This window comes from Zoogloea sp., from assembly GCF_041911615.1.
Classification (GTDB): domain Bacteria; phylum Pseudomonadota; class Gammaproteobacteria; order Burkholderiales; family Rhodocyclaceae; genus Zoogloea.
Genome location: NZ_JAYROR010000099.1, coordinates 48,578 through 61,628, shown reverse-complemented (window position 1 = coordinate 61,628; position 13,051 = coordinate 48,578). Strand labels below are relative to the sequence as shown.

Here is a 13,051-nt window from a genome sequence, read left to right as displayed (position 1 = left end):
CGCGCAACACGCCTTCTCACAGGGGCGGCCTGCAAGTACGACAGCCCTGACCGACAAATGTTCGCAGCACACAACACGGCTACCACAGATTGACGCCGCTGGCGAGAAAAGCGCTTTTCTTGGCGGAAAATATTCGCTAGCATCCCGCCATCTCTTTCTCGTTGCGCGGGTCAAACGGTTTCGACCACCCCTGAAACGTCCTCCCTCCCCTGCAACACCGACAACTCCCCCTGAATTTGCGAGGAACCATGAGCGAACACATCCATTACGTCACCGATGCAAACTTCGAAGCTGAAGTTCTGCAATCCACCAGCCCGGTCCTGGTCGACTACTGGGCCGAATGGTGCGGCCCGTGCAAGATGATCGCGCCGATCCTGGACGAAGTGGCGAAGGAATACGATGGCAAGCTCAAGGTTGCGAAGCTGAACATCGACGAAAACCAGGAAACCCCGGCCAAGTACGGCATCCGCGGCATCCCGACGCTGATGCTCTTCAAGGGCGGCAACATCGAAGCCACCAAGGTGGGCGCCCTGTCCAAGTCGCAGCTGGCAGCCTTCATTGACAGCCACCTGTAAGCGGGTTACATTCGCACGCTAGTATTTCATTGACGACACCCTCGGGGTCATCCGCCCGATAACCCCGGTGTCGTCGTACAGTCCGAGCACTTCTGCTGCTGTACATGCCTTGGCGCATCTGCCATGGCCCTACTCTTCCTTCCCCTCCTTCCTGTCCCCCACCGCTGCCTGCCATGCAACTCTCGGAGCTCAAGTCTCTCCACGTCGGCCAATTGCTCGAAATGGCCATTGCCAACGAAATCGAAGGCGCCAACCGCCTGCGCAAGCAGGAACTGGTCTTTGCGCTGCTGAAAAACCGCGCAAAGAAGGGTGAACCGATCTACGGCGACGGCGTCATGGAAATCCTGCCCGACGGCTTCGGTTTCCTGCGCTCACCCGATACCTCCTACCTGGCGGGCACCGACGACATCTACGTTTCCCCGAGCCAGATCCGTCGGTTCAACCTGCATACGGGCGATACGGTCGAGGGCGAAATTCGCACGCCGAAGGAAGGCGAGCGTTACTTCGCGCTCGTGAAGGTCGACAAGGTCAACTTCGAGCCGCCCGAGGCTGCCAAGCACAAGATCCTCTTCGAGAACCTGACGCCGCTGCACCCCAATCAGTGCCTCAAACTCGAACGCGACATCCGCGGTGAAGAGAACATCACCTCCCGCGTGATCGACATGATCTCGCCGATCGGCAAGGGGCAGCGCGGTCTGCTGGTTGCCCCGCCAAAGAGCGGCAAGACAGTGATGCTCCAGCACATCGCCCATTCGATCACCTCCAACCACCCCGACGTGGTCGTGATCGTGCTGCTGATCGACGAGCGCCCCGAGGAAGTGACCGAAATGCAACGCTCGGTGAAGGGTGAGGTCGTCGCCTCAACCTTCGACGAGCCCGCCATCCGCCACGTTCAGGTGGCGGAAATGGTCATCGAAAAAGCCAAGCGTCTCGTCGAGCACAAGAAAGATGTGGTCATCCTGCTCGATTCGCTGACCCGCCTGGCCCGCGCTTACAACACCGTCGTCCCCGCATCCGGCAAGGTGCTCACGGGTGGCGTGGATGCCAATGCGCTGCAGAAGCCGAAGCGTTTCTTCGGTGCGGCACGCAATATCGAAGAAGGCGGCTCGCTGACAATCATCGCCACCGCACTCATCGACACCGGCAGCCGCATGGACGACGTGATCTACGAAGAGTTCAAGGGCACCGGCAACATGGAAATCCACCTGGATCGGCGCATGGCAGAAAAGCGCGTCTATCCGGCGATCAACGTCAATCGCTCGGGTACCCGCCGCGAAGAACTGCTCCTCAAATCCGACGTGCTGCAGAAGGTCTGGGTGCTGCGCAAGCTGCTGTATGGCATGGACGACATCGATGCGATGGAGTTCCTGCTCGACAAGATCAAGGCGACGAAGAGCAACGGCGAATTCTTCGACGCCATGCGTCGGGGCTGATCCCGACCTGAGCCTGCGATGCAGACCGCTGCGTCGCCGGCATCCCAGCACGCGCAAAGCATCACGAAACCCGACTTTCGGGTCGGGCGATCCGATTGTCTGGCCCGCAGCGGAGCCATTGTGCCCCACTCTGGTTTGGCCAGAAAACAGTGGCACTCAACTTGCCCTGCGCATTACAATGCGCAGCCTTATGCGGACGTGGCGGAATTGGTAGACGCACCAGATTTAGGTTCTGGCGCCCATGGCGTGAGAGTTCGAGTCTCTCCGTCCGCATTCCCGATCATTGCCTGACGTCCTTCAACGCAGGCAACCCTCCTTCGAATTTTCGATCTCCCAAGACTGGCGCCGATGCGCCTGCGGTGGGCTTATTCCACCGCCGCCTCCGGCTCGTCGCGGAAGCTCTGCGCGATCTGCGCAAACTGATCTGCCACTCCTTGCAGCGCATCGATCACATCCGGGTCGAAATGGCGTCCCTTTTCGGCGAGGATCATCTTGATCGCCTCTTCGTGCGGGTAAGGCGGCTTGTAGACACGCCGGGAAATGAGGGCATCGTAGACGTCAGCCACCGCCATGAGACGGGCCGAAAGCGGAATGGCATCGCCGGCGATCCCCTGCGGATAGCCGCTACCGTCCCAACGCTCGTGATGTGAGTAGGCGATCTCGGCCGCGTAGAGCAGGAACGAGGCGTCGCTCACGCCACCGAGCGCACTTTCGGCCTGCAGAATGGCATTTCTCCCAGCCTCGCAGTGCTTCTTCATGATGACCCATTCTTCCGGCGTCAGCTTGCCCTGCTTGAGCAGGATCGAGTCCGGCGTCGCCACCTTGCCCACATCGTGCAACGGTGCCGACTTGAAGAACTGCTGAATCACATCGTCGTTCAGGACCGCACTGAAACGCGGGTGCGAGCGCAGGGCCTCGGCCAGAATCCGCACGTAGTGCTGGGTGCGGCGGATATGGTTGCCGGTTTCGTTGTCCCGGGCCTCGGCGAGCGCGCAGAACGCCGTAATCGTAGCGGCCTGCGCTGCAATCACCTCCTGCTTGCTCGCCACCAATCGATCGGCCTGCTCGCTGATCTCGGCAGTCCGCTCGGCCACGACAAGTTCCAGATCCGCATTGCGCCGCTGCAGTGCGCGCGTGGCCCTGGAGAGCGCCAGATGAGTCCGCACCCGTGCCAGCACCACCGGCGGCGAGATCGGCTTATGGATGAAGTCCTCCGCGCCGAGGGAAAAACCCAACTCTTCGTCTTCGGGGCGATCCAGACTGGTCAAGAACATCACCGGAATCGAGCGCGTTGCATCGTCGGACTTGAGCCGCCGGCATACCTCGAAGCCGTCCAGTTCCGGCATCATGACGTCGAGCAGAATCAGATCCGCCCGACCACCCGCATCCAGAAAACCGAGCGCCTCCAGGCCATTGGTAGCCGGATGCACGTAATAATGTTCGGACAACACGTCCTCGAGGATCAGCAGATTGTCGGCCTGATCGTCAACAATCAGCACATGCGAGCGCTGTTTCATTCCCTACTCCAGAATCCGGCAATCTCTGCTTCGCCGGTTCTCAACGCTTGATATTTGGACCATCCGACAGTCTCGGATCGTCACCCCACTCATGGCCTTGATCCACAGTTTTCCACCTGTCGCCACCCCCTCGGCCACCGTGTTGATTCTCGGCAGCATGCCGGGCGTGGCGTCGCTCGAAGCGCAGGCATACTACGCCCATCCTCGCAATCTGTTCTGGCCGATTCTCGGCGCGCTCGTGGGGGCACACCCCCAATTGCCCTACCCCGATCGTCTGACCAAGCTCACCGACGCGAACCTGGCGCTCTGGGATGTCCTTCAGAGCTGTGAACGGGAAGGCAGCCTGGACGTCGCGATCGACCGCCACAGTGCAGTCCCCAACGACTTCTCCAGCTTTCTCTCAGACCATCCCCACATCGGGCGGATTTACTTCAATGGCGCCATGGCCGAATCCAGCTTTCGACGCCATGTGCTGAAGACCTTGCCGCTCGATCGTCCTCTGATCCTCCAGCGACTGCCGTCCACAAGCCCCGCCAACGCCGGCTACTCTTACGCAGCGCGGCTAGACGCATGGCGACAAATTATAAGCGCGACAGACGACCCCACTCAGCGCTCCAGCACATAAGCCCCCGGCGCATCGCCCAGAGACGGATACGCATCGGTTGCCGCGGGGCGAGCCTCGACGAGTTCGCCGCACTGCGGACGAAGCCATTTCATCCAGTCGTCCCACCAACTCCCTTCCTGCACGCTCAGCCCACTCAACCAGGCCTCGGCCTGATCGCCGCGTTCCGCAGCCCCCACCCAGAAGCTTCGCTTGGCCGGCTTCACCGGCGGATTGACGATGCCGAGAATGTGTCCCGACGTGGACAACACAAAGCGCTTGGGGCCATTCAGATAGTTCATCGTCCGAAAAGTCTGACGCCACGGCGCGATATGGTCATCCTCCGCCGAAACGGCATAGACGGGTTGAGCGATCGCGCCCAGGTCGATCGGTTCGCCCGCCACCGTCAAGGCATCCTTCTCGATCAGCTTGTTGTGCAAGTAAAGCTCGCGCAGATACCACGCATGCATCGCATAGGGCATGCGCGTCGCATCCATGTTCCAGTAAAGCACGTCGAACGGCGGTGGCGTCTCGCCATACAGCCAGCCATGCACCACGTAATGCCAGATTAGACTGTTGGCCCGCAACAGCCTGAACGCCGACGCCATTTCCGCGCCATCCAGATAGCCCTTGCGTGCCATGTTCTGGGTGATGAAGCGAATACTGCCTTCGTCGACGAAAACCTCGATATCCCCGGGCTTGTGGAAATCCACCAGTGTCGTGAACAAGGTCCAGTGCGCAACCGGCACCGCCTCCGGCCCAAAATGACGGTTCGCCCAGGCCATGTAGGTCGACAAAGCGGTGCCCCCGATGCAATAGCCCACGGCATGGACCTTCGGCGCACCCGTGAGCCCCCGTGCGGTATCGATCAGTGCCTGGATGCCTTCGGTCAGATAATCGTCGAAGCGGATGTCGCGCATCTCGTCGCCAGGGTTCTTCCAGCTCGTGATGAACACATCAAAGCCCTGACCAAGCAGGTAACGAACCATGCTCTTCTTGGGATTGAGGTCGAGGATGTAAAACTTGTTGATCCATGGCGTCACGATCACGATCGGCGTCGCATGGACGCGAGGCACGGTCGGTGCGTAATGCAGCACTTCCAGCAGACGATTCCGAAACACGACTTTGCCAGGCGTCGTGGCCAGGTTCTCCCCAACCTTGAAATCATCCGGATCGGTCATCCGGATGTTCCCGGCAGCCACGTCGTCCAGAAAATTGCGGAAACCACGAACCAGACTCTCACCGTTCGATTCGATGGCCTTTCGCATCGCGACGGGATTGGTCCACAAGAAATTGGACGGTGCTATCGCATTGAGCCCATTTCGCCACCAGAAGGCCGCCCGACGTCGTTCCTTTTGAGACAAGCCCGGCGTTTCGTACAGCATGTCCTGCATGTGGTGCGTCAGCAACAGATACCAGCCCTTCACCAGATCCCAGGTCGGCGACTCGGCCCAGACAGGATCGGCAAAGCGGCCGTCGTCAGCATTCGGCTTGGCCGGCCCGGTGCTCGGCAACCCCGCCAGCCTAAGCCAAGTGTGTCTCTGTAACGCCCAAAGGCTATCCGAAATTCGACCCAGGGCCTCCGCCAGTTCCTGCGGATGAGCCATCCAGGCCAACTGCGCATGAATGAGCGGCGCGGCCATTCCGAGCGGATCGACGGTCGACTCGACGGACTCGTTCAACCGTCGCAACGATTTGCGCGCCGTGTCGATGGAAGGCACGAGAGGACGACGAGACATGGTGTGAACTCCTTCAGTCATGAGCGGCCTATGATGGCCAAAACACGATTTCGCCCGCACCCTCAGCCTGAACGAAGCGGTCTGACCTTCGATTGACATTCGTCAATCCGGTTGCGAAGATGGCTCGCCCTATAATTACAACACCCCGAGTACCCAAGAGGAGCGACGCCATGTTCAAGAGTATCCTTGTTCCAACCGACGGTTCCGACCTCTCCGCATCTACGGTTTCGCGCGCAATCGAATTCGCCCGGGAAGCCAACGCGAGGATCACCTTTTTCTACGCTCAGCCCGACTTCCCCACCCCGATTTACGGAGAAGGCGCCCTTTTCGACCCCACCACGCCCGAGCAGTTCAGCCGTGCAGCGGCGGCCGAAGCCGAGAAGATCCTCGCCCAGGCCAAGGCTGCTGCTGAAACAGCGGGCGTCAAGGCCGACGGTGACACGGTTGTCAGTGAAGTTCCCTTCGAGGCCATCATCGCATCAGCGGAGCGCAACCGCTGCGATCTGATCTTCATGGCCTCCCATGGACGCCGTGGTCTGAGTGGCCTGCTCCTGGGCAGCGAGACCCAGAAGGTTCTGACTCACAGCAAGATTCCGGTTCTTGTCTATCGCTAAGCAAAGCGGGCCGATCATATTGGGCGACATCAAAAACAAAGGCCTCGCAAGTTCTGCGAGGCCTTTGCTGCTTTCAAGAGGCGATCACTCGAGCCCTTGGTAACGCACCGCTACAGTCGTGCTCACCGAGCCTCCAACTGGTTGATCTCATCCGATGTACGCTGAAAAAACAGCGTCGCCAAACTCGATGCTGCACACACCAACCAGAAACCAAAGAAACCGATGGAATATGTGGCCACTTCGGAGTAATGCACTGGCACTCCGAAAAGGTATAACTCCTGAGGATTGACAACCGTGAAAAAAATAATCTCGGCAATCCCCGCAACCAGAAACGACGGCCACAAAACTTGAATCAGTTTCATCTTGCTCAGCTCCCAGTTAGGCATCGATAACACATCAAACCATCAACCGTGCGACCGCCGCTCGTCTTCCGCAATATGATTCTTCGCAAAACGGTATAGATACACACCCATCACCACGACGAATCCAATCGTGAACAAGCTCAGAAGGCCAATATCGGTACTGAACAATTCTTTCCAGGCCATGATTTCCTCCACTCCATATCAATCGACAGGTTTGAGATCGGCTGAATCGATCCGGATCTCCGTCTCTGTGGGGAGGAATGCGGCCCCTGACAACCGCCAGTTGCGGGGCTCGTCTTCTAATAAAACCTTCCAATGCGCGCTCGCCAGGGCAGACTGAATTCTGCCCCGATAAACGTCACCGTCACGCGTCAAAACCAGTTGCTGATCCAGCCCACCCTTTGTCGGATGGGCCAGGGTAACCAGCAAGCGAGGAGGCAGCTCAGTGCCCGGCTTGGCGTTCAACAGCACGCTCATCTCTTCGGCCGTGAACTTAACCTGCGCCGTCAGGCCGAGCGCCTGGGCAGCCGTTGCCCTCGCCAGGGTCTGATTGATGGCAAGACCCTGCTTGTAGTAATCGTCCGCAACCAACCCGTCGAAAGACTTGATTGCCAGCCATAGAGTTATGAAGCCCGCCACGATGGCGGTCGCAGGCATCAACATCAACAACCAGGTCCAACGCTCCTTGTACCAAGGGGTTGCAGAGCGGGAGGTTTGGGTTGCAGTCATATTCATTTTTCTCGGTGCGTCAACGCGGCATCAGGAACGAAGTCTTTTCTCGCACACGGACGCTCTCATCATCCAGTGCCTTCACTTCGATATAGATCGTATTCGATCCGGGCTTACCGGACTCGGGAGGCACGGCCACTTCAACAGTGACTGATTTCAGTCCGGCAGCGTCCACCTCAAAAGGTTCCATCGGGGTAATGCGAACACCGTCCAGCCCGCTCGCCGACAAAGCGAAACGTCTTGGACCTTCGGTCATGTTCATTACATGGAGATTATAAACGTTCGCAATCAACCCCCCTTCAACTTCGCGGCTAAGAGTGGAACGATCCTTGATCACGTCGACTCGTAACGTAGAACGCGTTGCCAACCCCCAGACAAACGCCGCACAAATCGCCATCAGCACGCCCGCGTAAATCATGATCCGCGGACGCATCACATGCCCGATGATCTCCTTCCGCCCCCAATGACGCTTCATCGCATTTTCGGTGGTGTAGCGGATCAAACCCTTTGGGTAATCCATCTTTTCCATCACCTGATCGCAGGCATCGATGCACGCAGCACACCCGATGCACTCGTACTGCATGCCGTTCCGGATATCGATGCCAGTCGGACAAACCTGCACGCAGATACCGCAATCGACACAGTCGCCTTTCGATACCGTGCGCGGATCCACGCCCTTCTTGCGCGCCCCCCGCGGCTCGCCGCGCTCTGGATCGTAGGTAATGACCAAGGTATCTGGATCGAACATCACCCCCTGAAAGCGGGCGTACGGACACATGTACTTGCACACCTGCTCACGCATGACACCCGCAAACAGGTAAGTGAAACCGCCGTAGAATAGAATCCAGAAGAGTTCCCACGGACCAAAACTGAAATTCGCAGCCTCCCGCACCAACTCACGAATCGGTGTGAAATAACCGACAAAAGTGAAACCAGTCCAAAGCGCCAGTGCGGCCCAAGCACCAAATTTAGCGGCCTTCAGCGCGAATTTGCGGCCAGTCATCGGCCCTTGATCGAGCTTCATGCGCTGCGCGCGATTTCCTTCGATCTTCTCCTCGATCCAGGTGAATATCTCTGTATAAACAGTTTGGGGGCATGCGTAACCACACCACAAACGCCCCGCGACGGCCGTGAAGAAGAACAAGGAATAGGCACTGATGATCAGCAGAATTGCCAGGAAAAAGACATCCTGAGGCCAGAAAACCCAATCGAAAATATAAAACTTGCGGTCTACGAGGTGAAGCAGAACCGCTTGTCGTCCATTCCAGGGCAGCCAGCAAAGCCCATAGAAAATCACCTGGGTCACCCAAACCAGCGTCCACCGCCAAGTCGCGAACATCCCGCTAACCGCGCGCGGATACACCTTCTGCCTGACGGCATACAACGTATCGTCGGCCTCTCCAGCGGCCTTGCTCGGAGAAGCGGATGCCTTCTGGGCTCCGGTATCTGGCTGGGTCATGATCTAAATTTAATTATATTCTAATATATTTGTTCAAAAACTCCCCGGGATGAACCCGGGGAGCATGAACTGAAGAACAAGAAAGACTTCCTAAAAAATCAGTTCTTGCCTTCTGCCGGAGCCGCTTCCTTCTTCGAAAGGCTCAGCACATAACCGGCCAGCAGATGAACCTTGTCTTCGCCAAGGAACTCCTGGAAAGCAGGCATCTTGTTGGTACGTCCATTGGTGACGGTTTCGATGATCGTCGCTTCAGCGGAACCGTACAACCAGGTCTTATCGGTCAGGTTGGGTGCGCCAATGGCCGGCGTCCCCTTGCCTTCCGGACCATGACATGCCGCACAGTTCTGGGCAAACAGCTCCTTCCCTTGCTGGGCACGCAGCGAATCGTGAGCCAGACCGGACAGGGACCGGACATAGTTGGCGACGTTCTTGACGCCATCCGCGCCAAGCGCGGGACCGAACGGAGGCATCATGCCCTGACGGCCACCGAGCACTGTGGTCTTGATGGTTTCCGGCTCACCACCGTACAGCCAATCGTTGTCCGTCAGATTCGGGAAGCCCTTGGCACCCTTTGCATCCGCACCGTGACACTGCGCGCAGTAGGTCAGGAACAGACGCTGCCCCATTGCATTGGCTTCCTTGTCCTGCGACACCGCATTCAGATCCATGCTGCGGAACTTGGCGAAGATCGGACCGTATTTTTCAGCGGCGGCCTTCTGCTCGGCCTCCCATTGGCCCGTCGAGGACCAACCCAGCTTGCCCTGATTGTTGCCGAAACCCGGGTACATGCTCAGGTAGGTGATCGCGAAAATGATCGTGATCCAGAACATGTACATCCACCAGCGCGGCAGCGGGTTGTTGTACTCCTGCAGCGTTTCGTCCCAGACGTGATCGTGCAGACCAACCGGACCGGACGTCCGCTTGGTGGTATTCGAGACGAGCACGAACACGCAGAAACCGATACTCAGGAACACCAGCACCATCACGTAGGCGTTCCAGAAACCGCTAACAAAGTCAGCCATTTTTATTTCCTTCCTTGGATTGCCGTCCCGCTTGAGGGGACGGCAAGTCGTCCTCGCTGAACGGCAGGAGCGCAGCCTCTTCGAATCCCTTGCGTGCCCGACCACTGAAAGCCCAGATGGAAATGGCGATGAAACAAACCAGTCCCACAACGGTGATTAGTGCGCGTGCATCATTGATATCCAAGATCTGACTCCTGCGTTCTCAGAATGGTCGCCAAACGGTTTAACTGCCCGGGTTGAGTTCAACCCGACGAGCTTCGGCATTGTCACCAGAACCGGTGATGCTGACGGGCGGCTTCATGTTGATCCGATCCTCTGCAACACCAGCGGCCTTGAGGGCTTCGCGGACAGCTTTAGCACGCTCCTTGGCCAGCTCGAGGTTCTTCTCGACGTCACCGGTTTTGTCGGTATAGCCGGTCACGTCAATCTTGGCATCGGCTTTCCCCTTCAGGAAATCAGCCGCCGCATTGACCGCAGCAGTGGCATCGGCCGGCAATGAACTCGAGCCGACTTCGAAGAAAACCTTACCCAGCGCGTCCGCGGCAGCGGCGGCAGGTGCAGGCGCTGTCGCGGCAGGCGCCGGAGCGGGCTTGCCGGCGTTCAGCGCGGTGCCAAGCCCTTGCAGGTAAGCAATCACGGCCTCCAGCTCGGTCTTGCCTTCCAGCGCCTTGCGAGCACCCTGAATTTCCTCGTCGGTGTAGGGAACGCCAACTTTGCGAAGCGCGGTCATCTTGGCTTCGATGTCATCGATCTTCGCCGGACGATCAAGCCACGGGAAAGCCGGCATGTTGGACTCGGGTACCACGTCACGCGGGTTCAGCAGGTGGATGCGATGCCACTGGTCCGAATACCGGCCGCCGACACGGTGCAGGTCCGGGCCGGTACGCTTGGAGCCCCAGAGGAAGGGGTGGTCATAAACGTACTCGCCGGCGACGGAGTAATGACCGTAGCGCTCGGTTTCAGCACGGAAGGGGCGAATCATCTGCGAGTGACAGTTATTGCAGCCCTCGCGGATATACACGTCCCGCCCGACCAGCCGAACAGGATCGTAGGGCTTGAGCCCTTCGACCGGCGTGGTGGTCGAGTGCTGGAAGAACAGCGGAACGATTTCGACAAGGCCGCCGACGCTGACGGTCAGCAGCGTGAAGACGATCAGCCAGCCAACCTTGCGTTCGATAAAGTCGTGATTCGATTGAGCCATGATTATTTTTCCTCCCGATCAGGCGTGAGCGCCGGCAGGTGCCAGCACCGGAGCGTCGTATGCCTTCTGACCGGCGATCGTCTTCACCATGTTGTAGAACATGATCAGCATGCCGGTCAGGAACAGCACGCCGCCCACGACACGGATGGTCCAGAACGGGTAGCTGGCCTTGACAGACTCGACGAAGGAGTAGGTCAGGGTACCGTCCGGGTTGGTGGCACGCCACATCAGGCCCTGCATCACACCAGAAATCCAAAGCGAGGCGATGTAAAGCACGACGCCGATGGTCGCGATCCAGAAGTGGGTAGTGATCAGCTTGGTGGAGTACATCTCGGTCTTGCCGTACATGCGCGGGATCAGGTAATACATCGCGCCGATCGACACCATCGCAACCCAGCCCAGGGCGCCGGAGTGCACGTGGCCGACGGTCCAGTCGGTGTAGTGCGACAGCGCATTGACCGTCTTGATCGACATCATCGGACCTTCGAAGGTCGACATGCCATAGAACGACAGCGAGGTGATCAGGAACTTCAGGATCGGGTCGGTGCGCAGCTTATGCCAGGCGCCGGAGAGCGTCATGATGCCGTTGATCATGCCACCCCAGGACGGAGCCAGAAGGATCAGGGAGAAGATCATGCCGACGGACTGGGTCCAGTCGGGCAGCGCGGTATAGTGCAGATGGTGCGGACCCGCCCACATGTAGGTGAAGATCAGTGCCCAGAAGTGCACGACCGACAGGCGGTAGGAGTAAACCGGACGACCTGCCTGCTTCGGCACGAAGTAGTACATCATGCCCAGGAAGCCCGCGGTCAGGAAGAAACCCACCGCGTTGTGGCCGTACCACCACTGGATCATCGCGTCCTGAACACCAGCGTAGGCGGAGTAGGACTTCGTCAACGTGACCGGGATCTCGGCGCTATTGACCAAGTGCAGCAGCGCGACGGTGATGATGAAGGCTCCGTAGAACCAGTTGGCCACATAGATATGGGTGGTCTTGCGCTTACCGATCGTACCGAAGAACACGATGGCGTAGGAGACCCACACCACGGTGATCAGGATGTCGATCGGCCACTCGAGTTCGGCATACTCCTTGGATGAGGTGTAACCGAGCGGCAGGGTGATCGCCGCAAGCAGGATGACAAGCTGCCAACCCCAGAAGGTAAAGGCAGCAAGGCCGGGAGCGAAGAGCGTGGTGTGGCAGGTACGCTGGACGCAATAATAAGACGTTGAAAAGAGAGCGCAGCCACCAAACGCGAAAATAACCGCGTTGGTGTGGAGCGGCCGGAGCCGTCCAAAGTGGAACCATTCGGCAACGTTCAATTCGGGCCACACGAGCTGTGCTGCGGCGATAACACCGACCAGCATGCCCACGATGCCCCAAACCACCGTCATGATGGCGAACTGCCGCACGACTTTATAGTTGTAAGTCTGCGATTGCATGTGAGTCACCTCAAGAAAGAAAAACAAAAACCCCCCAAACCCGCTCGACGGACGGACCGCCGGCAGGCTTCGCGGAAGGATACCCCGCGATTAGGGCGACATTTTGACACAGATCAACTTTATTGCAGCGCAGAACGGTGAAAGACGTTGTGGTGTGTGGCGTTCCACGAGCGGAGCCCCCCTCGAAATCCCCGTCACGAACCGCTCGAATCGCCCCACGCAGAGGCTTAGCCTCGGGCGCCCCCTCTAGCCGCACGTCCCTGACGCCCCAACCAAATATCAATTTTTACCGAACAAAACCTACAAACAATCTTGATTTTCTTTATCGCCACACTCAGCTAACCTGAACAGACAACCCC

Annotated in this window: 14 protein-coding genes, 1 tRNA gene and 1 pseudogene; 5 read left to right on the top strand and 11 right to left on the bottom strand. The window is 58.5% G+C overall.

The genetic code is table 11. From position 1 onward, the window contains the following. The first annotated feature begins 248 nt into the window (after positions 1 to 248). From trxA to ACE3P2_RS12365, 3 genes are all read left to right on the top strand, one after another. Complete coding sequence (gene trxA / locus ACE3P2_RS12375; protein ID WP_374264856.1) at positions 249 to 575, top strand: thioredoxin TrxA; 327 nt, start codon at positions 249 to 251, stop codon at positions 573 to 575. A gap of 173 nt (positions 576 to 748) precedes the next feature. Next, the gene (gene rho, locus ACE3P2_RS12370) at positions 749 to 2,008 is read left to right on the top strand and encodes a transcription termination factor Rho (RefSeq protein ID WP_374264854.1); all 1,260 of its coding nucleotides are present in this window, start codon (positions 749 to 751) and stop codon (positions 2,006 to 2,008) included. 192 nt (positions 2,009 to 2,200) lie between these two features. After that, positions 2,201 to 2,281 (top strand) — tRNA-Leu (locus ACE3P2_RS12365). A 92-nt stretch (positions 2,282 to 2,373) separates the two neighbouring features. Here ACE3P2_RS12365 and ACE3P2_RS12360 read toward each other — a convergent pair. Next, on the bottom strand, positions 2,374 to 3,525 hold the full coding sequence (locus ACE3P2_RS12360; protein ID WP_374264852.1) for an HD domain-containing phosphohydrolase: 1,152 nt from the start codon (positions 3,523 to 3,525) through the stop codon (positions 2,374 to 2,376). Between the two features lie 91 nt (positions 3,526 to 3,616). Between ACE3P2_RS12360 and ACE3P2_RS12355 the strand changes: the two genes are divergently transcribed. Beyond that, positions 3,617 to 4,150, top strand: coding sequence for a DNA-deoxyinosine glycosylase (locus ACE3P2_RS12355; RefSeq protein ID WP_374264850.1), 534 nt, complete (start codon positions 3,617 to 3,619; stop codon positions 4,148 to 4,150). On the opposite strand, the gene ACE3P2_RS12350 is transcribed toward ACE3P2_RS12355, so the two are convergent. Beyond that, a complete protein-coding gene (locus tag ACE3P2_RS12350) occupies positions 4,132 to 5,865 on the bottom strand; it encodes a PHA/PHB synthase family protein (protein WP_374264848.1) in 1,734 nt (577 codons plus the stop codon). The two genes, ACE3P2_RS12355 and ACE3P2_RS12350, sit on opposite strands and share 19 nt — an antisense overlap. Positions 5,866 to 6,035: 170 nt before the next feature. On the opposite strand from ACE3P2_RS12350, the gene ACE3P2_RS12345 reads away from it, so the two are divergent. Continuing rightward, positions 6,036 to 6,479 carry a universal stress protein gene (locus ACE3P2_RS12345; RefSeq protein ID WP_374264846.1) on the top strand — a complete coding sequence of 148 codons (444 nt, stop codon included), beginning with the start codon at positions 6,036 to 6,038 and terminating at the stop codon, positions 6,477 to 6,479. A 122-nt stretch (positions 6,480 to 6,601) separates the two neighbouring features. Here ACE3P2_RS12345 and ACE3P2_RS12340 read toward each other — a convergent pair whose 3' ends face one another. The 9 genes and pseudogenes from ACE3P2_RS12340 to ccoN all read right to left on the bottom strand — a co-directional run bounded on the left by ACE3P2_RS12340 (position 6,602) and on the right by ccoN (position 12,692). Continuing rightward, positions 6,602 to 6,841: a hypothetical protein gene (locus ACE3P2_RS12340; RefSeq protein ID WP_374264844.1), complete on the bottom strand. Its 240-nt coding sequence runs from the start codon at positions 6,839 to 6,841 to the stop codon at positions 6,602 to 6,604. Positions 6,842 to 6,883: 42 nt separating this feature from the next. Next, complete coding sequence (locus tag ACE3P2_RS12335) at positions 6,884 to 7,024, bottom strand: DUF3149 domain-containing protein (RefSeq protein ID WP_374264842.1); 141 nt, start codon at positions 7,022 to 7,024, stop codon at positions 6,884 to 6,886. Between the two features lie 18 nt (positions 7,025 to 7,042). After that, positions 7,043 to 7,570: a FixH family protein gene (locus tag ACE3P2_RS12330; protein WP_374264840.1), complete on the bottom strand. Its 528-nt coding sequence runs from the start codon at positions 7,568 to 7,570 to the stop codon at positions 7,043 to 7,045. Between the two features lie 19 nt (positions 7,571 to 7,589). Next, positions 7,590 to 9,029, bottom strand: coding sequence for a cytochrome c oxidase accessory protein CcoG (gene ccoG, locus ACE3P2_RS12325; protein WP_374264838.1), 1,440 nt, complete (start codon positions 9,027 to 9,029; stop codon positions 7,590 to 7,592). Positions 9,030 to 9,127: 98 nt separating this feature from the next. Continuing rightward, positions 9,128 to 10,051: a cytochrome-c oxidase, cbb3-type subunit III gene (ccoP, locus tag ACE3P2_RS12320; RefSeq protein WP_374264836.1), complete on the bottom strand. Its 924-nt coding sequence runs from the start codon at positions 10,049 to 10,051 to the stop codon at positions 9,128 to 9,130. Then, positions 10,044 to 10,235, bottom strand: a complete 192-nt coding sequence (locus ACE3P2_RS12315) for a cbb3-type cytochrome oxidase subunit 3 (RefSeq protein WP_374264834.1) — start codon at positions 10,233 to 10,235, stop codon at positions 10,044 to 10,046. The genes ccoP and ACE3P2_RS12315 overlap by 8 nt, the downstream gene beginning before the upstream one ends. A 39-nt stretch (positions 10,236 to 10,274) precedes the next feature. After that, positions 10,275 to 10,583, bottom strand: a complete 309-nt coding sequence (locus ACE3P2_RS12310; protein WP_374264916.1) for an OmpA family protein — start codon at positions 10,581 to 10,583, stop codon at positions 10,275 to 10,277. Between the two features lie 63 nt (positions 10,584 to 10,646). Further along, a pseudogene (gene ccoO / locus ACE3P2_RS12305) lies at positions 10,647 to 11,252 on the bottom strand (cytochrome-c oxidase, cbb3-type subunit II); the annotation flags it as partial. 18 nt (positions 11,253 to 11,270) lie between these two features. Next, positions 11,271 to 12,692 (bottom strand): cytochrome-c oxidase, cbb3-type subunit I, encoded by a 1,422-nt coding sequence (gene ccoN / locus ACE3P2_RS12300; protein WP_374264832.1) that lies wholly within the window; start codon positions 12,690 to 12,692, stop codon positions 11,271 to 11,273. Positions 12,693 to 13,051: the final 359 nt, after the last annotated feature.